Origin of the sequence: Shouchella shacheensis, from assembly GCF_001484965.1 — a bacterium.
Lineage (GTDB): Bacteria > Bacillota > Bacilli > Bacillales > Bacillaceae_D > Shouchella > Shouchella shacheensis.
In genome coordinates, this window is sequence record NZ_KQ947397.1 from 43,732 (window position 1) to 66,481 (window position 22,750).

Genomic DNA, 22,750 nt, shown 5'->3' on the forward strand with positions numbered 1-22,750 from the left:
CGATGAAAGAAATAGAGAAAGGTGAAAACAAAACGCAGCAGGAAGCAGCCTTATGGCGCAGCTTGCACCATTGGACGGAAGAAGCAAAGCAACAGAAGAAAGAAGAGTATGCGTCTCATTTGATCGAGCTGGCCTCTCTGCGCTTTGAGCGCCGTCAAGAGGTGGACGTCTTCCTCAACGATTGGTTGCGGGAGGCAGGTGAAATTTTGCCAGAAGACGATTGCTTGCAGCAGCTACGATTTGAGGACGCTCTCGTGCAGCTGCGCGAGGAAGCACTTATTCCTAGAAGCTGGCCTCTTTTGCGTGAAACGGACCAGCCAAAAATGAAAAAGCAGGTGGTTAACCAACTGAACGAGCAGGCACATGCTTTTTTGCAAGAATACAACCGCGTGATCATGTTATTTCCAAAAGAAGTTTTCAAGTCGCAGGAGTCTTTAAATGGTCGCATGAAGCAAGCCTATTCGCTGAAAAGACAGTTTGAAGACTTCAAAGAGCTTCACGAAGAGCTTGCCCACGTTACCGATGAACTGTTGCAGTCCTTTCAAGGGATCCACTTCGCCCGTTCGTATTTCGTGCGGCTGCGCGCTTTGCTTGGCAAAGCGGAAGAGAAGACAGAGCTTTGGTATCAAACGGTTGAGTCGTTACTCGGAGAAACTGAAGCGCCTACGGCGTTACAACAACTCGGTGAGATGATTGGTCTTCATACGGTGAAACAACGTGTGAGAGACATGTATTCGTTCCTCGCGTATCAACAGGCGCGAAGAGAAAAAGGGCTTCAAACCAAGTCTCTTCTCAATCTGAACATGATTTTAACTGGCAATCCAGGGACAGGGAAAACGACGCTTGCTCGCTTAATCGCAACCATTTATTACGAGCTAGGTCTCCTTAAAAAGCCAGAAGTTTGGGAGGTCGATCGTTCACAGCTTGTGGCTGGCTATGTCGGTCAAACCGAGGAACAAACCATCGCTGCCATTGAGAGAGCTTCGGGAGGGGTGCTGTTCATAGATGAAGCGTATAGCTTGAAGCGTGAAGGCCAAGCGGGAAATGACTACGGACAGGCAGCGATTGATACGTTGGTGGCTGCCATGACAAGTGGGGCATATGCGGGGAATTTTGCGGTTGTACTTGCGGGGTATCCAAAAGAGATGCGCGCCTTCTTGCGTTCGAATCCAGGTCTCAGAAGCCGGTTTCCTGAACAAAACCAGTTGCATTTGCCCAATTACAATACGAAGGAGCTTTTGCAGATCGCGGAAAAGCTGGCGGTTGAAAATGATTTTGTGTTTACTCAGGAGGCACTGCCTGCAATTGAGGCACGTATTGAAAAAGCACAGGTCGATGATACATTTGGAAATGCACGAACGGTCCACAGTATTGTCACGGATGCGATTTTTGACAAAGGAGCCCGTGGAAAAAACTCGGACGAGGAAAACTTGATACTCCTGAGGGCAGACCATGTAAAGAATGAGACGGGTGAACAGAAAAGAAAGGCTCTACTTGAGCTAGATGAGCTGATTGGATTGGAAACGGTGAAAACAGAACTCAAGAAACTAACGGCTTTTGCGGAAGTGAAGGAGCGCCGCCGTCGTCTTGGGGAAAAGATGCTGCCGATGCCCTTGCACACCGTATTTACAGGCCCTCCAGGAACAGGAAAAACGACCGTTGCAAAGCTTTATGCTAGAGCGTTGCATGAGATTGGTCTTCTTAAGCGTGGGCATCTTGTCACAGCAACAAGAGTTGATCTTGTCTCCGGCTACATGGGTCAAACCGCGATCAAGACCGAGCAGGTGATTCAAGACGCGTTAGGTGGGGTGCTTTTTATCGATGAAGCATACTCGCTCGCACAAGGCGGTGCGAATGATTTTGGAGACGAGTCGTTAACTGCCCTTATCTCTGCCATGACCGCCCACGAGGAAAATCTTGTCGTAATTTTTGCCGGCTACCAGAAGGAAATGAACGCTCTTCTTGCCAAGAATCGAGGACTCTCCTCCCGGGTGCGCAAAGAGATCGTTTTTCCAAGCTATAGCGCGGGTGAGCTGTTTGCGATGCTTGAGGCAAGGACGAAGAGGTTTGGATATACGTGGACAAAAGAGGGGTTGAAGGCGGCCAAAAAAGCGATACCTCCTCAAGGGCATAGTGGAAATGGGCGTTTTGTTTCCCTTTTTATGGAGATGCTGGCCGTTGAACAGGCGGTTCGAGTTCGGGAAAACGATATCCCGGGAGAAGAATTTCTTCAGCTCAACGAAGAAGACGTCAAGCAAGCACGACAAGCCGTAGAAAAGCAAGGATAGCCTCCGGTTGTCCTTGCTTTTCGGTATTATCTAGCTTCGGCGGGTAGAAGCTCGGGATTTTTCAGTCCTGCCCTGAAATCCAAGGACGAGATTTCAAGTGCAGGCCTTCCAAAATCCTCGCTCCGGACCGACTCACCTGCACTTTCTGGTTTTAATGGCTAGCCTTTTCGATATAGCCGTTTTCTTGCAAATTGTCGAGAGCCGCCTGAAGTTCCTCACCGCTCAGTGGAGTTCCCTTAAGTCGCTCGTATTCAAACTCAGTTTCGTTCGTCGAGTAGAGGAAGAGCAACAGTCCAAGAGCCTCGGGGGAAAGAGCTGGATCTGTGAAAATGTCGGTTGGGATCGAAATGCTGTTTTGCTCGTTCAGTGTGTCGACTTTTACTTTTAGTTGAATTAACATAGAAATGCTCCTCAAAAGTTAGTTTTCTACAAGTATATCACTCCAGGCAAACACGTCTAATCTCTTTATAGATAACTTTGGGGACGCTAACTTCAATGAGGTTTTCCTTACATAATAAAGTCAGAATGTGTTATAATTTGCATATTAATCACTAGAAGAGAGCCGGCGTTTACGAGGAAGAAACAAAGGGAAACAGAGAAGAGAGGTGCCACGGTCGTTGGTTTATAAAGTCGCGAGAACTATTGAACTGCACTACGCTGATACAGATATGATGGGAGTCATTTATCACGCTAACTATTTGAAATTTTTTGAAATGGGGCGAACGGCCTTCATTAAAGACGTCGGCTATAGCTACATGGAAATGGAAGAAGCGGGTTACTACGCTCCCGTCTATGATGTTCAAGCAACCTATAAAAAGGCTCTTCGTTACGGCGAAGAAGCGAAAGTGGAAACATGGATCTCGCTTAACGACGGTGTGAAGACGGTTTATAGCTATAACATTCTAAACGGTGAGGGCGATCTTTGTGTGACAGGTTATACGACCCATATCATTGTGAAAAAGGACACATTTCGTCCGGTCCGTTTCAAAAAAGCATTCCCGGAATGGTATCAAACGTATGAAAAATTAAAAGCAAGTAGGAGAGAACACTGATGGCATTTGGCATCACTAGAGGAGAGCTGGACGAATGGAAAGAGCGGGCAAACCGAGGCGAAATCGCCCTCCTCACTCATCTATGGTATGACAAGCGCTTCCCAGAGCATCGAACCGTGACGAAAGCAGCGTGCGCAGATAGGAATAAATTGATTGCCTGGGGTCAGAGCTATGGGCTGAAGCCAGAGTGGCTTCACCATCGTGAAACCTTCTCACACTTTGATCTTTTGGGGGCGCATCAACAAGAAATCCTCCATGCAGAGGGAAAGCTTGGACAGCTTGAGCGTTTTTCGGATGGAGCAAGCCTTGAACGGACGAGAGTAAGATCAAGGAGGCGTTTTAAATGACGGAGAAACAAAAAGAAATCATGGAAGCTCTACATACTCAGCCGAAAATGAATCCGACCGCAGAAATCAAGCGGCGCATTGACTTCCTGAAATTATATGTGAAGAAAGCAGGCGCCAAAGGATTCGTGCTCGGAATTTCAGGTGGACAGGATTCCTCCCTTGCAGCTAAGCTCGCCCAAATGGCAGTGAAGCAATTAAACGAGGAGACCCAGGAGGGGGGATATCAGTTTCACGCGATTCGTCTTCCTTACGGGGAGCAGCATGATGAAGACGATGCAAAGGTCGCGCTTTCATTTATCGGTACAGACCATGTGCATACGGTCAATATTAAGCCCGCTGTGGATGCCTCTAATCAAGCATTTCAGGAGGCTGTCGAGGATTCTCTGTCCAACTTTCTCAAAGGAAACACAAAAGCAAGAGAAAGAATGAAAGTCCAGTTTGACATTGCTGCTCACTTTGGTTGTCTCGTTATTGGCACCGACCATGCGGCTGAAGCTGTCACAGGTTTTTTCACGAAATTTGGCGACGGTGCTTGCGACATTGTCCCGTTATTTGGTCTCAATAAACGACAGGGACGGGCGCTTTTAAAAGAATTAGGTGCGCCAAAGGAGCTGTACACGAAAGTACCTACGGCTGATTTGGAGGACGATAAGCCCGGATTGCCGGATGAAGAGGCGCTCGGAATGACGTATGAACAAATTGACGATTATCTTGAAGGAAAAGAAATCGACGCGGAAATCGCAAAGAAGTTGGAAGAGCGTTACGATAAAACCGAACACAAGCGTCAGCAGCCGCCATCCCTTTACGACGTGTGGTGGAAAAGCTAAGCTACCTGTCATGAATAACCCGCTTGGTTCATAACCTAGAGTGTACATGTTAAGGATTTATGAGGAGAGGAAGAACCATGAAAGAAAAACTGCTTGTGCTTCTCGGGCTTTCTGTTTGTTTAATACTGATTATCGGTTTCACGACAGGGAATTTTTCAAATGAAGGTTCTACCACCTCTACGAGCAGTGAATCTTCTGAGGAAAAGGATGCGACAGAGCTTGGGGAGACTCAAGAAATAAGTGGCATGGAGTTGACGGTGAACTCCGCTCGTACAGAGGAAAGCAACGTGGACGAGCAGCAAGTGGTCCTGGTGGATGTAACAATTGAGAACACCACCGATTCATCCGTTAATTTTTCGCTTTACAATCTAACGTTGATGGATGAAGAGAACTACGCTTATGAGCACACCACTGATGTGGAAACCAAAGGAATTCTTGGTGGGCAAATCTCTGCGGGACGCGCCGTTAGCGGGGAAGTGGCATACGACGTTCCAAAAGGGACAAACTATGAACTGGTGTATACCGATCATTTTCGAAATGGGCAACTATTCTTCCCGGTTGAAATTGAGGAGTAAGGTAATTCTGGCAAAAGCCCCCCATCTTGCATGGTGGGGTTCTTTCTTTAATGAAAGGGCCCTTTTATAAAGGACATCCTTTTCTGTGTTTTTTAGGCCATGCTCTCTAAAACGGTCTATTTGCTTCACTTCCCATTTTATGATAAATTAAAAGAATATTCAAAGACAGATGGAGCGGAGAACGGGAGAGGGACTATGCCAATTAAAATTCCGGATCATTTGCCGGCAAAAGAGATTTTAACGAAAGAGAATATATTTGTGATGAATGAGAGTCGAGCGTATACACAAGATATTCGCCCGCTTAAAATTGTTATTCTTAACTTAATGCCTACGAAGGAACAAACAGAGACGCAGCTGATTCGCATGCTTGGCAACACGCCTTTGCAAATTGATGTCTCACTGCTGCATCCGAGTACGCATGAATCTAAGAATACTCCAAGGGCTCATTTGAACATGTTCTACAAGACGATCGAGGAAGTGCAGCAGCAACGTTTTGATGGCATGATTATTACCGGAGCTCCCATTGAAACGCTGCCATTTGCCGATGTCAACTACTGGAGTGAGCTACAGTCGATTCTGGATTGGACGACAACGAACGTCACTTCTACGCTACATATTTGCTGGGGAGCACAGGCGGGACTGTACCATCATTACGGGATCAACAAGCAGCCGTTAACAGAAAAACTGTTTGGGGTATACCCTCACACTGTAGAAGTACCGAATGTGAACTTGCTTCGGGGGTTTGATGACGTATTTTTGGCTCCGCATTCGCGCTTGACAACGGTGGCCCGAGTGGATATTGAGCAAGTGGAAGAGCTTGACATTCTAAGTGCTTCAAGGGAAGCTGGCGTCTACATCGCTGGTTCCAAAAACGGTAAGCGTATCTTTGTCATGGGGCATTCCGAGTACGACGCTCATACGCTGAAACAAGAATACGAGCGTGATCTCGCAAAAGGAGTAGAAGTGGCGCTGCCGCATAATTATTTTCCGAATGGGAATGCGACATCCCTTCCCCCCTTGCAATGGCGGGCTCACTCCAATTTACTTTTTTCCAACTGGCTCAACTATTATGTTTATCAGGAGACTCCGTATGATTTTACGGACGTTACGGATTACTCAATCTAAACACAAAGCATAGGCAGGCTTCAACCCGCCGGAGCTAGACAATACCAAAAAGCGCAGGCGGGTTGCCCAGAAGCGCGGATTTTGGAAGGCCTGAACTAGAAATCCCGGGTTTGGATTTCAGGGCAGGACTGAAAAATCCCGAGCTTCTAGCCGCCGGAGCTAGACAAAAAACCGGCCAAAAGGTCGGTTTTTATTGTTGTTTTTCGCACAAACTAGTTGCAATAAGGGAGGGTGGGCCTATGCGAGGTGTTGGTTCCGCCTCTTTTTTCTACATTCATAACGCCAGCGTCTATGTGGAGCAACACGCATGCAAAAGAGGGAAAGCGGCGGGGGTGGTTGTACTTATTCATGGATTTATTGCGTCCAGCCATTCGTACCACCGCCTGATCCCGTATTTGACGAAAACACATCAGGTAGTTGTGTTTGACCTGCCTGGATTTGGGCGGAGCAGTAAGCATAGAGGGGCTGCTTACTCGTTTAGTGATTACGCAACGCTAACGGAAGAATTATTGGAGCGGTTGGGAGCATCCAGAGTCATACTCGTCGGGCACTCTATGGGCGGGCAGGTCGCGCTCTGCGTAGCCAAGCGAAACAAAGCGCTCGTGCGCTCGCTCATTCTGCTTGCAAGCTCCGGCTATCTAAGGCGGGTAAAGCCCGGCTACATCCTAGCGACGTTTGCCCCTTACTCAGCCCATCTGCTGCAAAAATGGACAAAGCAGCAAAGTGTACGCGAGATGCTCGAGCAAGTGGTCTATTCGAAGCGCTGCATTACGAAAGAAATGATTGATTGCTACCGTCGCCCGCTCGAAGATCCTTCCTTTTATGAGGCGCTTCTTTATCTGGCACGGCAACGAGAAGGGGATCTTAGCCAAGAGGATCTGCAAACCATCGAGACCCCCACACTGGTGATCGGTGCAAAGCAAGACCGATTGATCCCGGTAGAGACAAGTGCAAGACTTGCCACGGACTTACCGAACGCCACTCACACCGTTTTTGAGCGCTGCGGGCATCTGATCGCGGAGGAGTATCCCAAAAAGACCGCTAAGAGGATTCTCTCCTTTGCAGCGAAAAACGTGTAGCGATGTCCTGTAGTTAAGGCCCTTTTCGCCGTCTGCGTGAGTCCATATGCTATACTAAAAAGGAGTTGACGCGCAAACGAGGTGATAATGGTGGATCCGCTTGATGTCATGATGAATAAGGAGTGCGTCGTCCCTTATTTTTTGCCGATTTTAAGTGCTGACAAACAACTTGTGATTGGGTATGAAGTAGTCGCCAGGTGGCAGGAAGGGAAGCGAATGTCAAAGCTGGGATGGTTCTTTGAAGACCGCTCTATCCCTGGAGAATATCGATTGGAAGTGGAGGACTACTTACAGGAAGTAGCGCTCGCCCGTTATATAGAAAGCAGGCAGCAGGGGGTTCTCTATTTTAATTATGATGCCAAGCTGTTAACAAAAGATGGAGGCGAAACCCTCATAGAGCGACTCCGTCTTTGTGAAGCAGAAGGTGTTTCTTTGCGTCGACTGATCATCGGGATAAAGGGCGGAGATATGAGTGAGGAGGTTGGCTCCCTGAAGCATACAGTGATGTATCTTCAAAGCCTAGGCGTACAAATAGCTGTAGATGTGGACAGTCCTTCCACCAGTCAGCTGGACAACTTGGCAATCCTGAAGCCAAACGTGATTCGCGTCAATGTCTCCTTTCTTGAGGAGACCTCTCTCCCGGCGTTGTATCGAGATGTCCACCAACCGATGTCCATGCTCGCACGGAAAATTGGGGCAACGCTTTTGTTTGACGGGTTGGAAACGTTCACGCAGCTAAACTACGCCTGGCGAAGCGGCGGTCGTTATTATCAGGGGCCTTATTTGCAGAAGGCGGGTCCAGCTTTTGTTGAACGAGAGCTGTGCAAGCCGAAACTGCAAAAAGACATGCATCACTTCATCCACTATGAACGGCAAAAAGTAGCGGCACAGCTTGTGCTTTCCAATGACTTAACGCAAAAACTGAGACAAGCGCTCAAAACAATCGACGCTGAAGACACATACGATCAAATGATTGTAAACATCGCCCGAACGCTCGATGCGTATACCTTTCGAGTGTATATTTGCAACGAGGACGGGTTTCAGCAATCGTCCAACGCTGAAAAAGGGAGGGACGGCACATGGGAATTATATCAAGAAGGACGCTACAAAAACTGGAGCTGGCGGCCGTATTTTCTTGAGAACATTGCACGAATGAACGTAGAAAAGAAAGGAATTCTGTCCGATTTATATTCCGATATTGAGCGCGATGAACATATTCGCACGTATTCCTATCCACTAACCGATACGCTTTATGTCTTCATTGATATTCCTTATGAGTATTTGTTTGAACAAAATGGGCTTCTGTAAACGTTTTTCGCACGACGGTTAAGGGAAAAAGGATTCATAGTAGCGACGAAAGGAGACGGTCCTTATGAAAATTACACTTACAGATGCAGCCCTTCATTATTTGAATGAACGTAACTACGCTGTCATTCGCATTGCCGCCCGTGACACATATGAGTGTAGCACGATGGTTGAATATTACTTACAAGAAGGCGAAGTGAACGAGAAGGACAACGAAGTCACGGTGGAAGGCATCAAGGTTCTTTACGATGAGAAAGCACTAGAGGAAATGGGTAGTGAAGTGAAAGTCGATTTCATTCCTTCTCAGGGACTTAAGTTGATGAACCCCGGCGGAACGCTTGCCTACGGACAAAACGTGCGCCCACTTGAAGCGAAAGATTAGTTGGAAAGCCCTGTGCCTCTCTTGAAGTACGGGGTTTCGCTTTTTGCCAAAAGAAAGAGAGCTGTTTCATTTATAGAAATAGACTTACTCCAAAGAGTAAGTCTACCTAATAAAAAAGCTGCCTGCTTTTTTTACATAGGGGGATACTTGCTGAAACGTCTTCATAAATTTATCAACAGACGTGGTCGTGCGCCCAATATCAAATTTGCCTTCTTCGTTAGTGAACGGAACAGCCCATACTTTTCGTTCCTTTGGCCCCGGCGCTTGCTGTCCGTGGTGATGAAACGGAAGATGTTGATGTGAGAGCGGGCGTCCGTGAAAATGCTGCGGACGTCTGCCAAATAGCGGCTCCCTTGGACGCTGCTGAGGGGGTGGATGAAATGGTCTGTGTGACCATGGATCAAAACCATGTCGCGGCGGCTGATGAAACATGGCAATTCCTCCTTACGTAATTGAGATCTTTTTGCGTGTGCCAGCGATTGTTACTGTAAGCAGTCCATTGGAATATTTGGTCTTGACGTCGCTTTCTTCAAAAACAAAAGGCACAGAGATGCTGCGTTCGCGAATTTGCTGAGAGCTTTCCTTGGAAATCGCGTGCGTATCTTCATCTAAGGTGGTGATTTCATTTTGGGCATGAACACGGATGACAAGCGTCTGTCGAATAATTTCAAGTTCGATTTGTTCCTTTTTTGTACCAGCAAGATCGGCCTCAACAATAAAGGCCTCCGGTTCTTCAGAGACGCGAATAGGAATGGGCTGCGGAAACAGTTGATGGGGAAAGCGTTTAAAGGTCGATTGAAAAAAATGATCAATGGACGACATTAGGTCATGAGTATTCCGCTGACTTGGACGTTCTTCGGACATGTTGATCCCTCCATACATGATTGCTTCTATAGCGTATGTTGTGCTTGTAAAAAAGGTGAGCCCTTAAGGAGGAAGAGAAAGATGACAAAAGGCATCATTGATACACATTGCGATGCCCTTCTCAAGCTATGGGAAGACTCGAAACGTTCCTTTCAAAACGACCCGGCGATTGAAACAAATGCCGATCGGCTGCAAAAGGGAGGAGTAGGACTTCAGCTATTTGCGTTGTTTGTTCCGCCAACGATCCCTCAGGAGGAAAAATTTCAGGTGATCATGGAACAGGTCGAGGCTTTTCAACAAAAAGTCGCTCCTGCCAGAGGGATGAAGCCACTCCGTACGTTCCAAGAGATACCGAAGCTACAACCTGGAGAGACAGGAGCGATTTTGACACTAGAGGGAATGGATGCCCTCGGCACCGACAAGAACAAACTAGAGTGGCTTTATCACCACGGCGTTCTTTCGCTCGGATTGACATGGAATGAGGCCAATCTCTGCGCGGATGGCATTGGCGAAGTGCGAGGAGCCGGTTTGACTTCCTTTGGCACCGAAGTGATTCAAATGAACAACGAACGTGGCATTTTAACAGATCTCTCCCACCTAAGCCTGAAGGGATTTTGGGAGGCGATCGCCCTTGCCGAAAAGCCGATTGCCAGCCATTCCAACGCCTATGCGCTATGCTCGCATCGTCGCAATCTAAGAAATGACCAGCTGGAGGCGCTTTTTACACAAAAAGGCTATGTCGGCGTTGTCTTTCATCCTGAATTTCTAACAGGGAAAGAAACGGCGACCATTGCAGACATCGTTCGCCACATTGACTATATGTGTCAGCGTGGAGGCGTGCACTTGATTGGCTTTGGATCGGACTTTGACGGTATTCCAGTCCACGTTCAGGGCCTAGAGGACGCTAGTTGTTATGCAAACTTAGTGGAAGAGTTAGAGAGGCATTTCTCGGCTGAGCAAGTTAAAGGGTTCAGTGGAGAGAATTTTAAGCGAATGGTGCTTGATTCTCATAATTTGTGACAATCGTTTCGATGAAGGAAGGAATATGCTAAACTGATGCCAGATAGAGGAGGCATCAAAATGAAATTGTTTACGCAAGGAACCATTGCCGCTCTGCTCGTAGTGTCGCTGCTAGGAGCGTGCTCCAATAATGGAGAAGAGGAAGAATCTGCACCTGAGCCGATGTTTTCCTCCACAGACCCGGAAGACTGGCCAGACGTGGTTGCGACAGTTAACGGAACGGATATTACTAAAGAAAGTTTCCAGCAAGAAGTGGAACAAAACCGTACCGATTACGAGAGCGCGGCTTCAGAGGAGACGGACCCAGAGCGCAATGAGCAACTGGACCAGCTACATATGGAGCAGGCGTTAAATCGACAAATCGATGCTATGCTTTTAAACGAGGCCGCGCTTGAGGAAGGCTATACGGTGAGTGAAGAAGAACTTCGCGAGGCGCTGGATGAAATCAAAGAAACCCAGGGGATTGAATCCGATGAAGAGTATGAGCACTTGTTATACATTCAGGGCTATACGAAAGAAAACTATGAAGAAGAAGTAGAGAACCAACTCTTAAATTTTAAATATATTGATGGAACGTTTGGGGAACCAGAGATTACCGAGGAGGACGTAAGGGCCTATTACGAAGAAGCGGCAAGTGGAGAGGACGATATGCCAGCGTATGAAGAAGTGAAAGATCAGCTACAGCGAAACCTAGAGTCTGAACAACGCTTTCATCACGCGAACGAACTTTTGGAGACCCTCCGTGAAGAGGCGGAGCTTGACGTATCTATCTATCAGTGAGGAGAAGGGGGGGCTCCTTCTTTTTTTGTTTAGCTCTGGCGCCCACTCGCTCGAGGTTTCTTCACGCCGCCAGATCAAGCCAAAACCGGGCTAGATACAGCCGTCGTTCCAGACCTTGTCGCTCGTGACAGGGAACCTCTGCCTTTCGGTATTGTTTTGCTACGGTGGGGAGAAGCTTCGGAATTTTTCAGTCCTGATACCGAAATCCAAGGTCGGGGTTTCTTATATCAGGTCTTCTAACACTCTCGCTTTTGGGCAACCCGTTTGCGCTTTTTGGTTTTTCAACAGTGATCCTTAAGAAGAAGTGGATTGGAGCCGATAGTAAAAAGAGCAAGCAATGAAATAGGAGGGGTTGACGTGAATATTCATTCGTGGGGCACCACACAAGAGCTGGATCTGGAGCTCGTATTATTTTACCTAGACGATTCACTATATGCGTTGAATGTGTTAAAAGTACGTGAGGTCATTCGGCCCATTCCGGTGACATCATCGCCCAATCGCCACACGATCGTAGAGGGGGTTGTACGGGTTCGAGATGAAGTGATGCCGCTTTTAAATATGTTTGAGCTTCTGGAGGTTGGCGGAGGGAGCCATGATGGCGACCAGTTCTTCATCATTGTGGAAATGGGAAATCAGCGGCTGGCTTTACGCGTAGGAAGGGTTTCAACGATTCATCGCTTAGCCTCAAGCGATCTGCAAGTTCCTGATTCAATAACGAGCGGAAAAGAACAATTTGTGTCAGGGGTTGTTCATTTAGAAGAAGCGAATCAAATGGTTTTTACGCTTGACTTAGAAAAGGTGGTCCATTTGGTAAGACCACAGGCGGCCCAAGCAACATACCGAGCGGAAGAGCTAGTGAAGCGTGGGCAGGAAACCATCCTCTTGGTGGAAGACTCAAAGACCCTTCGCACGCTGCTTATCCAGTCGCTTTTTGATGCAGGTTATGATGATGTTACATATTTTGACAACGGGGAAGACGCCTGGAAGTATATGCAAGACCCTTCAAGAGTCGTGTCATTTACGGCGCTAGTTACAGACATTGAAATGCCGAAAATGAATGGGCATATGCTAACGAAGCATGTGCGCGAGCTGCCGGGCTATCTAGATTTTCCAATCATCACTTTTTCTTCGCTCTCCGCCAATGTTACACAGGAGAAAGGGAAACGACTTGGGGTGACGGCACATATATCCAAGCCTGATGTAGCCGCGCTTGTGCACGCATTGGACGAATGCCTGCAAAAGGAAACTGCCGAGGACGTGTAAGGTTTATCGGCAGTTTTCATTTCTTCCTTTTGAATTCTCGAGGATTTTCGTTTGTTCAGCACTGAGTAGGCCGAGTTTTTGAAGCCAATAGGCATACTGCAAAGTCTTCTTAGTGACGCCCATCCTTTCACCCCCTTTTTGTTATGCTGCCATTTTATTCACTTAATCTAAAAAAGTTTCCTCAAGGAAAGAAAGCGGGCGCCTGTACTGGCGCTTTTTTTCTTGTTATGATAAAGCGCAAAGGGGGCACTTGCAAATGGAGATAGAAGTAACAAAACCAGCACTTCGCTGGTTTAAGGAAGAATTTGGCGAGGAAGACGAAAAAGTCTCGATTCGTTTCTTTGGACGCTATGGTGGTTGCGGCTCCTTGCAAAGTGGTTTTTCGATAGGGATGGAGATGCAAGAGCCAGAAAAACCAGTGGCGGTTAAAGAGATGGATGGTTTTATGTTCTTCATTGAAAAACAGGATTTGTGGTATTTTAATAATCATAGCGTGAAAATCAAATACAGCCGCACCAATGATGAAATTGAGTTTGATTATAAGAATGCGTGAGCTTTGTCAAAAGGAGTGCCTATGAGACTCGGATATCCGTGCCAAAATTTATCTTTGCCCAGCAAGCTTCGGACCTGCCGCCTGCAGACAATGCGACAGGAGGGCATGGAGAAGATTAAAGAATTAACGTTGCATAATTTAGAACAGTTATCGGCGATGTTGGACTGGAATATCGCCCACGATATCACCTTTTTTCGCGTCTCAAGTGACATTATTCCTTTTGCGACCCATCCAGAGATGACGTGGCACTGGCAGAAGGATGACGATGTGAAAAACCTCACTGCTTTGATTCGCGAGAAAGGCGAAGAAAATCAAATGCGATTATCGGCTCATCCCGGGCAGTATTCCGTACTGAATTCGCCAAAGTCGCAGGTAGTGAACAATGCAATTCTCGACCTAAGCTATCACTCTGACCTGCTTGAGATGGTTGGAGGAAAAGACATCATTGTTCACACAGGGGGGATGTACGGAGATAAAGAAAAAGCAAAGAAGCAGTTCGCTTCTGCGTTCGCGGAGCTACCGAAGCAGGTAAGACAGAGGTTACGTCTTGAGAATGACGACAAGGTGTTTCAAACGAAAGATGTTCTTGATATTCACGATGCATGTGGGGTGGTCCTCTGTTTTGACATTCATCATGAGCGGTGTTTTCAGACAGGAGAAGGGGAGCTATCCTCTCTATTTCAGGATGTGTATCGTACATGGCCAAAATCAGAAATTCCTAAGGTTCACATAAGTAGTGGCAAGGCTTCTGAGAAGGACCGAAGTCACGCAGACTACATACGGATGGAAGATTTTGAATTGCTCCTGAGGGTGTTAGATGGTCGAGGGGTCGATGTGATGCTTGAAGCAAAAGCAAAGGAAAAAGCGCTCCTTGAATTAAGAGCGCAGCTGAAAAAGGAGAGTGGCGAAAATGCCGATTGAGATAGCGACATTTGCGGGTGGTTGTTTTTGGTGTATGGTGAAACCCTTTGATGAGTTGCCGGGCATTCATCAGATCCGCTCTGGCTATTCGGGCGGATACACTGAGAATCCGTCCTATAAGCAAGTAAAAACAGGAGAGACAGGCCACTATGAGGTGGTACAAATTAGCTTTGACCCTGACATTTTCCCTTATGAACAGCTACTTGAACTATACTGGCCACAAATTGACCCGACGGACGATGGCGGACAGTTTCAAGATCGTGGCTCTCAATATCGAACGGCGATTTTCTACCATACAAAGCAGCAAAAAGAAAAGGCAGAAGCTTCCCGTCAAGCGATTGAGGAGAGCCGACGCTTTAAGAAGCCGATCGTTACCGCGATAAAAGAAGCAAGCGCCTTTTATGAAGCTGAGGAAGAGCACCAAGATTTTTACAAGAAGCAACCTGAGGAATACAAGCAGGACCGTGTGCAAAGTGGTAGAGATGCTTTTATTGATAAAAACTGGAAATGACGAAAGGGCATTTGGATTGTGAGCAAGGTAAACCATTGACATGAAGGGATAGAACTCTCATCAAATAACGTTGAAGAACGTTCGCCGGTTTCGTCACCGCTCCTGCTCATATTTGCTATAATAAAGAAAAAGATAGGTGGTGGGAAATTGAAAAAGTTTTTCTACCGACTCTCATTACTAAGTGCCTCTCTTTTCTTAGCGTTTGTCACCATCATGTTAATATCAATGATCGCGGTAAGAGGCTGGAGCTACACGGAGGCGGGCAAAGTTCCCCCAAAAACCGCCGTTCTTTTGCACGCGGTTCATAACAATCTTGTACCCGGAGAGCTCAAAGCACCGAGCATCTTCGCTAACAAAGGGTCCTCAAATTTCACCCGAACCGACCAGATGATCCCGGTCTCAGATGGAGGGGAAATTCCGATACGCCTCTACCAACCAAAAGCAGAGGGCCCTCATCCAGTGGTGATGTATTATCACGGGGGAGCCTTTATGGAGGGCTTTGGGAGTATTGAGACCCACGATAACATCATCCGTGCTCTTGCGGCGCGGACAGATGCAATTGTCGTCGCTCCGAGCTATCGACTTGCTCCGGACAATCCCTTCCCAACAGCTACACAGGACAGCTATGATGCTCTGAAATGGGTACACGAGCATGCTAAGGTGCTTGGTGCGGATCCAAACCGTTTGGCCGTTGCCGGTGACAGTGCAGGTGGGAACCTAGCTACCGTAGTAGCGATGATGGCAAGGGATTTCAACGGCCCAAACATTGTCGCGGAAGCGCTCCTTTATCCACTGACAACGTTTGAAGATCAGACTTTTGTCTCTCGAGATATGTACTCAAGTGGCTACTATTTGCTATCTAGAGGGGTGATGGAGCGCGCCCGTGAAGCGTACACTCCACAGGAGGAGATGTGGCATTCCCCTTATACCTCTCCTCTTGCTGCGGCTGATTTAAGCAACATGCCACCAACGCTCCTTATAACGGCTCAGTTTGATCCTTTGCGAGACGAAGGAGAAGCGTACGGTGTTAAATTAGCGGAGTCTGGCGTCCCGGTTCAAGCGATACGCTACGATGGTGTGATGCATGGGTTTGTTTCTTTTTATGAAGTCATGGATCGAGGCGGGCACGGCCTGGCTGTTACGTCGGAGTATTTGAGGCAAGCCTTTAACGGTGAATTGGATGAGAGCGGAGGACACGAGCAGCTCGTTTATAACCATGATGACTTTCAAAATTCTTGGCAAGAAGAGTTGGAAGCCTATGCGATTGGCGCATTTTTAATCGGTAAACAGATACAGAACTATATTATGGACGAACAATAAGTCACGTATAAAACCGGCTAGATATGCGCTAGCCGGTTTTTGGGGTGCTTTAGCTATGGGATCCGAAATTCCATCGCTCTACCTACATTCCAAAACAGAAAACTCGAAGTGTGGAAATGCGAGCACGAATTAAGGAATACAAAACACGAGAAGCATGATCGCACATCCCGCTTTTTTCATTGAGTTGTCGCTTAGTTTCGTTTGGCATAGGCGACAAACATTTCTTCAAGCTCATTTAACCCGCAGGCTCCGCATTGGACGCGCATGCTTGGACCCCCGTAGTTCATATGAAACACATCAAGGGAGGCCTCTTCCAGCGTTTGGGTAACTGTCCCGGTTTGGGGGTCTAGTTTCACAGGCTCGGCCCGCTGCTCGATCTTGTGAAAACGAGTGCGGTTGGTTTTACAGCGCGGGCATAAATAAGGGTTCGACATCATTTTATCCACCTCCACCTTTTGGTGTTTAGTATGTCCGAGACGTGGGCAAGAATGTATAGGTTTGCAGGCGGAAAAACTGACAAACTTGTGGCTACTTCGTAACTTTTTTTTGTCGAATTTATGTTATTTCACGCAAAACGAATAAAAGGCAGCGCATTTTTACATAGGTTCTGTTAGGATAGTCTCTGAAGTGAGGTAAGCTCAGACACTCTTAAACTTCCTTTTCATCATCGAATTATGTCAAAGAAAGGTGATTCTTTTGAGAATAATAGCTTCTCGTGTTAAGTGGCTTACACTTGCCCTATTTACTCTTTTTCTCAGTGGCTGCAATTTGACGGTCCTTGATCCGAAAGGCCCCGTAGCTGATCAGCAAAGCAGTTTAATTACATTGTCGATTGCATTTATGCTCTTTATTGTTCTCGTCGTTTTTGTGCTGCTAACGATCATGCTCGTAAAATATCGCGATCGCGACAACGATGATAATTATGAACCGAATATTGAGGGGAGCCACAAGCTTGAAATTACGTGGACGATCATCCCGATTATTATTGTGACGATCCTGTCGGTTCCTACGATTATTGCGATTTACAATTTAGAAGAAGCCCCTGAAGTAGCAGAGGGAGCCGTTCAACAAGATCCGCTAGTGATTCACGCGACCAGCGTGAACTGGAAGTGGATTTTCAGCTACCCGGAGGAGGGGATCGAAACAGTGAATTACATAAACATTCCTGTGGACCGTCCTGTGTTGTTTAAGCTTACCTCTGCGGATTCAATGGCTTCGTTCTGGGTTCCTCAGCTTGGGGGTCAGAAATATGCTATGTCAGGGATGGAAACGGAACTTTTTCTCCGTGCTGATCATGAGGGAACGTATGATGGAAGAAACGCCAACTACACGGGCGAGGGCTTTACCCATCACCGTTTTGACGTGAACGCGGTAGCAGAAGAAGAGTTTGATAACTGGGTGGAAGGAACGCAAGAAGAAGCTCCACCTTTATCAGAGGAAGAGTACCATCATTTGATGGTACCTGGACACGCGGGGGAGATGACGTTCTCCTCAACCCATTTAGACTTTATTGATCATGCCAATGATCCTGAATATGCGCTTGATGCTAGAGCGGGGCTTGGCTATGAAGCTCACGGTCCGCATACGAGAGAAGGGAAGGTATTTGAATTGCCGCTTTTAGAACAGCCGATCGATACAAGCCAGACGTACGAAGTTGAGCTTGAGGATGAATAGAGAGGAGACGGTATTTTGGATTTAAGATGGGACGAATTTATCGTCACCGGCGATCCCTTTATTCTGGGCGGGCAAATATCCATTGCCTTAACCGGTATAGCCATTGTTGTCGCGTTGACTTATTACAAAAAGTGGACGTGGCTGTGGCGGGACTGGATTACGACGGTTGACCATAAAAAAATCGGGATTATGTACATCCTTTGTGCACTGTTGATGCTATTCCGTGGCGGTGTGGATGCGCTGATGATGCGAACACAGCTTGCTGCTCCGGAAATGAGTTTTTTGGAAGGACAACACTATAACGAAATTTTTACCACTCACGGGACGATCATGATTATTTTCATGGCGATGCCTTTCTTGATCGGCTTAATGAACGTTGTGGTTCCTTTACAAATTGGGGCCCGCGATGTGGCTTTCCCGTTTTTGAATAACTTAAGTTTTTGGACGTTCTTTTTCGGAATGGCGCTATTCAATATTTCCTTTGTCATTGGAGGGGCTCCATCGGCAGGGTGGACTAGTTACTTTCCGCTCGCTTCCAACGATTTTAGTCCGGGTCCTGGGCAGAATTTCTATGCGCTTGGTATCCAGCTTTCAGGGATTGGAACACTTGCGACAGGGATTAACTTTATCGTCACGATCTTGAACATGCGAGCTAAAGGCATGAGCCTGATGAGAATGCCGATGTTCACGTGGACTGTCTTTATCACATCGCTCATTATTGTGCTTGCTTTCCCGGTGCTCACAGTAGCGCTCGCGATGATGACGTTTGATTTATTGTTTGGCACGCATTTCTTTACGTTGCAAGGGGAAGGGCTTGATATGCTTTGGGCCAATCTCTTCTGGATCTGGGGTCACCCAGAAGTCTATATTGTAGCTTTACCAGCGTTTGGGATTTTCTCGGAGATTATTTCAACGTTCGCTAAAAAACGTCTCTTTGGCTACACGGCGATGGTCGCTTCCATTGTTGTCATTTCGTTCTTGAGCTTTCTCGTTTGGGTTCACCATTTCTTCACGATGGGCAACAGCGCAGCGGTGAACTCCGTTTTCTCAATCTCGACAATGGCGATCGCCATTCCAACAGGCGTGAAGATCTTTAACTGGCTCTTTACGCTGCATAAAGGAAAGATCTCGTTCACCACGCCGATGCTATGGGCCCTTGGATTCATTCCGAACTTTGTCATTGGCGGTGTTACTGGAGTAATGCTTGCCATGGCGGCAGCTGACTATCAGTACCACAACACGTACTTTCTTGTCTCTCACTTTCACTACGTTCTGATTGCGGCGACAGTCTTTGCTTGCTTTGCCGGTCTAATTTTCTGGTATCCGAAGATGTTTGGTCATCGCTTGAATGAACGGCTTGGGAAATGGGTGTTCTGGATCTTTATGATTGGCTTTAACGTTTGTTTCTTCCCGCAGTATTTCCTTGGTCTGGACGGAATGCCGCGCCGGATCTATACGTATCTGCCGGAAGATGGCTGGTTTGCTCTTAACGCGATTTCGACACTTGGGGCTTTCATGATGGGGGCTGCTTTTGCGATCTTTGTCTATAGCATTTACTACAGCTACCGTTATAGTGAACGTGATAAAACAGGCGACCCATGGGACGGGCGTACCTTGGAGTGGGCAACATCGTCAGCGATTCCGCCACACTATAACTTTGCCAAGGTTCCAGAGATCACAGATCGCGATCCGCTTTGGGATATGAAGCAAAAAAGCATTGACCCGAACGATATTGACAAGTATGAAAAAATTCACATGCCAAACAATACGTGGATGTCGCCCGTTATGTGTTTCTTTATGTTTGTGTCTAGCTTCGCCCTCGTATTTGAGTGGTTCGCTCTAGCGGCTGTGAGCGCCGTAGGGATCTTTGTATTCATGATTTTGCGCTCCTTTGACTACAATGACGGGCACTATGTGAGCGCAGAAGAAGTGGAAGAAACTGAAAGAAAAGCGAAGGAGGCGTAAAAATGGCGGCACAGGAATCGATTGATCCGAACAAACCGCTTGAATTTCAATCGGCGGAAGGACGAAACAACATTCTTGGCTTCTGGATCTTCATTGGCGCTGAATTTGCCTTGTTCTCGACGCTGTTTGCCTCGTATTTCATTCTCGTTGATCGGACGGCGGGCAACATTCGCGGAGACGCATTGTTTGATCTTCCGCTCGTATTGATTATGACGTTCTTGCTTCTAACAAGTTCGTTTACTTGCGGCATAGCGGTACATGAAATGCGTGCTGGTCGCCTCAACCGCATGCTCGTATGGATGGGGGCTACTCTTCTTCTTGGGTTAAGCTTTATCGGCTTTGAAATTTATGAGTTCGTTCACTACGCCCACGAAGGGGCAACGCTTTCAACAAGTGCTTTCTGGTCCGCATTCTTTGTCCTTTTGGGCACTCACGGATTGCACGTTGCTATTGGGGTTGGATGGATGATCCTACTGGGGATTCAGCTGAAACAACGAGGGCTAACGCCTAGAACAACATCGAAATTCTTTATCGCCAGTCTTTACTGGCACTTTCTAGACGTGATTTGGATTTTAATTTTCACAGGTGTCTACCTGCTAGGGATGGTGAGATAGATGGCTTCGAATGAGCAAGAAGCGAATCAGAACAGTCACCAGCATTTCCCATGGCAGCATGTCATTGGCTTTCTTTTATCGATTGTCCTGACGCTGGCTGCTGTGTGGATTGCCTTTCTTGATACAATGGACTTGTGGATGAAAGTCACGATTATCTTCGTGTTTGCCTTTATTCAAATGGGGGTTCAACTCTTTATGTTTATGCATATCGGCGAAGGCAAAGAAGGGAAATGGCAGATTGGTCATACGCTCTTTGCGATCGTGATCGCGATTATCATTGTGGTCGGTTCGTACTGGGTCATTATGTCAGGCCACGTTTAAAACCGAAAAGCGGAGGCGCCCTGCACACGAGCGACAAGTTCTGGAGCGACGGCAGATCAAGTCCGCCCTTGACTTGAACTGGCGGCGTGAAGAAACCTCGAGCGAGTGGGCGCCCGAGCTAGACAAACCGAAAGCGGAGGCGGATCGCCCAGAAGTGAGAATGTTAGAAGACCTGCACAAGCTAAACAAAAAGCCGCAGCATCTACCGGATGCTGCGGCTTTTTGTGTTTTTAAGAATCAGGTTGACCGATACGGCGACGGCGCACGCGCTTTTTGAAATAGCGGGTACGCGTAAAGCATAAATGCTGCTAAATGAGCGATTACGACATTGACAATAAACGCTGTCACAAACGGAACTTCGCTAAATAGCGCAATCTCAAAAATAAACCCAAGGGCAAGTAGCCACATGACAATAATAAAGGGGATGGAGAGGATCGCAATTTTACGGTGCTCCAACCATAAGAACAACGGTGTTGCCGTTGCCACAAACATATAAGCAAAAAACAAATCCATTTTAACTCAGCTCCTTCAGGGAGTATGATAGTAAACGATATGAACGAATCGTGATCATAGTGTGTCCTCTTTGTGACAATTTTAGTTTATCACAAATCAGACACAAATGAAAGCGTTAACGATAAATTGGACGACTGTTTTGAGATATAAATGGATGGGTATAATGGGGACAAGGGGTGAGTTAGAAAATGAAACGTGTGAAAGCAGAAGTAACTGGTCATGTGCAAGGAGTTGGATTTCGCGCCTTTGTGCAAGAGGAAGCGCTGGAATATGCGGTACAAGGCACTGTTCAGAATACAGCCAATGACTCTGTTCTCATTCATGTCCAGGGAGATTCAGACCGTGTTGATCATTTTCTGAAGGCCGTTGTGAAAGGGAACCGGTTTTCAAAAGTGGCTGAGATCATGCAGAAAGAGGAACCTGTGCAAGAAGGGGAATCAACGTTTCGCATTGTCTGAAGAGAGCGATGATTTCGTTTTTGAGCAGTGTTTTTTTGTGAGGAATGTTTGTATCACGTTCACTTCATATTTTCTACACATTTCCTTGATACAATGCAGTCATATGGAATAAGGAGGGCATGTGACATGAGAAAAAGAAAACAATTAGTGATGGTGGCTGCCTCTTTGGCCACAGCCGTGGCGTTATCGGCATGTGGCGGGGACGATGAGGGAACAAGTCCGGATGAAAATACGGACACGGATACTGGTTCCGAAGAAAATATGGATGACATGGATGGTATGGATCATGATATGGACCACGACATGGATCATTCAAGCTCAGGTGAAATTCCTGAAGACTTGGAAGAGGCAGAAGACCCAACGTATGAAGTCGGAAGCCAAGCGATGATTGAGGACGGTCACATGGAAGGAATGGCTGGGGCTGAAGCAACGATTGTGGGTGCCTATGATACGACAGCCTATGCCATCTCTTATACGCCAACAACTGGTGGAGAGAGAGTCGAAAATCATAAATGGATCATTCATGAAGAGGTTCAAGACGCTGCCGACGAACCGTACGAGCCTGGGGCAGAAGTGATGGTGGAAGCCACTCATATGGAAGGGATGGAGGGCGCCAGGGCCGAAATTGATTCAACCGAAGAAACGACTGTGTACATGATTGATTTCACTTCGACTACCAGTGAAGAGGAAGTCATCAATCATAAATGGGTGACAGAAAGCGAGCTGTCCTCTATTGAATCATAGCTGCCAATCAAAGCCGACCTTTCTTTTCCAAGGAGGTCGGCTTTTAACGTGAGTCAGGAAAGATTTAACTTGAAATTGTAGCAAAACAGGTCCTTCGTCCAGGTTTTTTAAAAACCCCCTTTCTTTTTTTGAACCAAGGGCGTATACTGAATTTATTAAATCGTAATTATTACGATTTATCCCGATCCCAATGGGAGGAGGAATCAAATGTATAAGGATTTGTATAGCCAGATCGTTGATAAAAGGGTA

27 protein-coding genes are annotated in these 22,750 nt (G+C 47.0%); 22 read left to right on the forward strand and 5 right to left on the reverse strand.

What is annotated here, in order from left to right:
- Positions 1–2: 2 nt before the first annotated feature.
- Positions 3–2,288 carry an AAA family ATPase gene (locus AVZ68_RS05075; RefSeq protein WP_059103455.1) on the forward strand — a complete coding sequence of 762 codons (2,286 nt, stop codon included), beginning with the start codon at positions 3–5 and terminating at the stop codon, positions 2,286–2,288.
- Positions 2,289–2,439: 151 nt separating this feature from the next.
- Here the strand turns inward: AVZ68_RS05075 and AVZ68_RS05080 are convergent, their stop codons facing one another.
- Positions 2,440–2,688, reverse strand: a complete 249-nt coding sequence (locus tag AVZ68_RS05080) for a hypothetical protein (protein WP_059103456.1) — start codon at positions 2,686–2,688, stop codon at positions 2,440–2,442.
- Positions 2,689–2,905: 217 nt separating this feature from the next.
- Here AVZ68_RS05080 and AVZ68_RS05085 point away from each other — a divergent pair, with 217 nt between their 5' ends.
- The 8 genes from AVZ68_RS05085 to AVZ68_RS05120 all read left to right on the forward strand — a co-directional run bounded on the left by AVZ68_RS05085 (position 2,906) and on the right by AVZ68_RS05120 (position 8,980).
- Positions 2,906–3,340, forward strand: coding sequence for an acyl-CoA thioesterase (locus tag AVZ68_RS05085; protein ID WP_082676314.1), 435 nt, complete (start codon positions 2,906–2,908; stop codon positions 3,338–3,340).
- Positions 3,340–3,687 carry a hypothetical protein gene (locus AVZ68_RS05090; RefSeq protein WP_059103457.1) on the forward strand — a complete coding sequence of 116 codons (348 nt, stop codon included), beginning with the start codon at positions 3,340–3,342 and terminating at the stop codon, positions 3,685–3,687. Before AVZ68_RS05085 ends, AVZ68_RS05090 begins: the two co-directional genes overlap by 1 nt.
- The gene (gene nadE / locus AVZ68_RS05095) at positions 3,684–4,514 is read left to right on the forward strand and encodes an NAD(+) synthase (protein WP_059103458.1); all 831 of its coding nucleotides are present in this window, start codon (positions 3,684–3,686) and stop codon (positions 4,512–4,514) included. Before AVZ68_RS05090 ends, nadE begins: the two co-directional genes overlap by 4 nt.
- 77 nt (positions 4,515–4,591) lie before the next feature.
- A complete protein-coding gene (locus tag AVZ68_RS05100) occupies positions 4,592–5,089 on the forward strand; it encodes a DUF4352 domain-containing protein (RefSeq protein ID WP_059103459.1) in 498 nt (165 codons plus the stop codon).
- A 195-nt stretch (positions 5,090–5,284) separates the two neighbouring features.
- Complete coding sequence (gene metA / locus AVZ68_RS05105; protein WP_059103460.1) at positions 5,285–6,214, forward strand: homoserine O-acetyltransferase MetA; 930 nt, start codon at positions 5,285–5,287, stop codon at positions 6,212–6,214.
- Positions 6,215–6,453: 239 nt separating this feature from the next.
- A complete protein-coding gene (locus tag AVZ68_RS05110; protein ID WP_059103461.1) occupies positions 6,454–7,293 on the forward strand; it encodes an alpha/beta fold hydrolase in 840 nt (279 codons plus the stop codon).
- A gap of 87 nt (positions 7,294–7,380) precedes the next feature.
- On the forward strand, positions 7,381–8,601 hold the full coding sequence (locus tag AVZ68_RS05115; protein WP_367576327.1) for an EAL-associated domain-containing protein: 1,221 nt from the start codon (positions 7,381–7,383) through the stop codon (positions 8,599–8,601).
- A 64-nt stretch (positions 8,602–8,665) separates the two neighbouring features.
- Positions 8,666–8,980, forward strand: coding sequence for an iron-sulfur cluster biosynthesis family protein (locus tag AVZ68_RS05120; RefSeq protein WP_082676316.1), 315 nt, complete (start codon positions 8,666–8,668; stop codon positions 8,978–8,980).
- A gap of 102 nt (positions 8,981–9,082) precedes the next feature.
- Here AVZ68_RS05120 and AVZ68_RS05125 read toward each other — a convergent pair whose 3' ends face one another.
- Together AVZ68_RS05125 and AVZ68_RS05130 are read right to left on the reverse strand one after the other, a co-directional pair.
- A complete protein-coding gene (locus AVZ68_RS05125; RefSeq protein WP_059103462.1) occupies positions 9,083–9,412 on the reverse strand; it encodes a YppG family protein in 330 nt (109 codons plus the stop codon).
- Between the two features lie 12 nt (positions 9,413–9,424).
- Positions 9,425–9,844, reverse strand: coding sequence for an Hsp20/alpha crystallin family protein (locus tag AVZ68_RS05130; RefSeq protein WP_059103463.1), 420 nt, complete (start codon positions 9,842–9,844; stop codon positions 9,425–9,427).
- Between the two features lie 81 nt (positions 9,845–9,925).
- On the opposite strand from AVZ68_RS05130, the gene AVZ68_RS05135 reads away from it, so the two are divergent.
- From AVZ68_RS05135 to AVZ68_RS05165, 7 genes are all read left to right on the forward strand, one after another.
- Entirely contained in the window at positions 9,926–10,864 is a 939-nt protein-coding gene (locus AVZ68_RS05135) for a dipeptidase (protein ID WP_059103464.1), read from the forward strand.
- A gap of 60 nt (positions 10,865–10,924) precedes the next feature.
- Positions 10,925–11,644 (forward strand): SurA N-terminal domain-containing protein, encoded by a 720-nt coding sequence (locus AVZ68_RS05140; RefSeq protein WP_059103465.1) that lies wholly within the window; start codon positions 10,925–10,927, stop codon positions 11,642–11,644.
- Between the two features lie 357 nt (positions 11,645–12,001).
- Entirely contained in the window at positions 12,002–12,907 is a 906-nt protein-coding gene (locus AVZ68_RS05145) for a chemotaxis protein CheV (RefSeq protein WP_059103466.1), read from the forward strand.
- Between the two features lie 256 nt (positions 12,908–13,163).
- Positions 13,164–13,460 carry a HesB/YadR/YfhF family protein gene (locus AVZ68_RS05150; protein ID WP_059103467.1) on the forward strand — a complete coding sequence of 99 codons (297 nt, stop codon included), beginning with the start codon at positions 13,164–13,166 and terminating at the stop codon, positions 13,458–13,460.
- A 21-nt stretch (positions 13,461–13,481) separates the two neighbouring features.
- Complete coding sequence (gene uvsE, locus AVZ68_RS05155) at positions 13,482–14,381, forward strand: UV DNA damage repair endonuclease UvsE (RefSeq protein ID WP_059103468.1); 900 nt, start codon at positions 13,482–13,484, stop codon at positions 14,379–14,381.
- On the forward strand, positions 14,377–14,892 hold the full coding sequence (msrA, locus tag AVZ68_RS05160) for a peptide-methionine (S)-S-oxide reductase MsrA (RefSeq protein ID WP_059103490.1): 516 nt from the start codon (positions 14,377–14,379) through the stop codon (positions 14,890–14,892). The genes uvsE and msrA overlap by 5 nt, the downstream gene beginning before the upstream one ends.
- Positions 14,893–15,039: 147 nt before the next feature.
- Positions 15,040–16,212 carry an alpha/beta hydrolase gene (locus tag AVZ68_RS05165; RefSeq protein ID WP_245628058.1) on the forward strand — a complete coding sequence of 391 codons (1,173 nt, stop codon included), beginning with the start codon at positions 15,040–15,042 and terminating at the stop codon, positions 16,210–16,212.
- Positions 16,213–16,403: 191 nt separating this feature from the next.
- On the opposite strand, the gene AVZ68_RS05170 is transcribed toward AVZ68_RS05165, so the two are convergent.
- Complete coding sequence (locus tag AVZ68_RS05170; RefSeq protein WP_059103492.1) at positions 16,404–16,646, reverse strand: hypothetical protein; 243 nt, start codon at positions 16,644–16,646, stop codon at positions 16,404–16,406.
- Between the two features lie 256 nt (positions 16,647–16,902).
- Here AVZ68_RS05170 and qoxA point away from each other — a divergent pair, with 256 nt between their 5' ends.
- The 4 genes from qoxA to qoxD are packed head-to-tail and all read left to right on the forward strand — an operon-like array spanning position 16,903 to position 20,786.
- Positions 16,903–17,886, forward strand: a complete 984-nt coding sequence (qoxA, locus tag AVZ68_RS05175) for a cytochrome aa3 quinol oxidase subunit II (protein ID WP_082676320.1) — start codon at positions 16,903–16,905, stop codon at positions 17,884–17,886.
- Positions 17,887–17,901: 15 nt separating this feature from the next.
- A complete protein-coding gene (gene qoxB / locus AVZ68_RS05180; RefSeq protein WP_059103470.1) occupies positions 17,902–19,851 on the forward strand; it encodes a cytochrome aa3 quinol oxidase subunit I in 1,950 nt (649 codons plus the stop codon).
- Between the two features lie 2 nt (positions 19,852–19,853).
- A complete protein-coding gene (gene qoxC, locus AVZ68_RS05185) occupies positions 19,854–20,465 on the forward strand; it encodes a cytochrome aa3 quinol oxidase subunit III (protein ID WP_059103471.1) in 612 nt (203 codons plus the stop codon).
- Entirely contained in the window at positions 20,466–20,786 is a 321-nt protein-coding gene (gene qoxD / locus AVZ68_RS05190) for a cytochrome aa3 quinol oxidase subunit IV (RefSeq protein WP_059103472.1), read from the forward strand. It abuts the gene before it with no gap.
- 237 nt (positions 20,787–21,023) lie between these two features.
- Here the strand turns inward: qoxD and AVZ68_RS05195 are convergent, their stop codons facing one another.
- Positions 21,024–21,299 (reverse strand): spore morphogenesis/germination protein YwcE, encoded by a 276-nt coding sequence (locus AVZ68_RS05195; protein ID WP_059103473.1) that lies wholly within the window; start codon positions 21,297–21,299, stop codon positions 21,024–21,026.
- Between the two features lie 188 nt (positions 21,300–21,487).
- Between AVZ68_RS05195 and AVZ68_RS05200 the strand changes: the two genes are divergently transcribed.
- Both AVZ68_RS05200 and AVZ68_RS05205 read left to right on the forward strand, forming a co-directional pair.
- Complete coding sequence (locus AVZ68_RS05200) at positions 21,488–21,757, forward strand: acylphosphatase (RefSeq protein ID WP_059103474.1); 270 nt, start codon at positions 21,488–21,490, stop codon at positions 21,755–21,757.
- A 126-nt stretch (positions 21,758–21,883) separates the two neighbouring features.
- Positions 21,884–22,501, forward strand: coding sequence for a YdhK family protein (locus tag AVZ68_RS05205; protein WP_059103475.1), 618 nt, complete (start codon positions 21,884–21,886; stop codon positions 22,499–22,501).
- Positions 22,502–22,750: the final 249 nt, after the last annotated feature.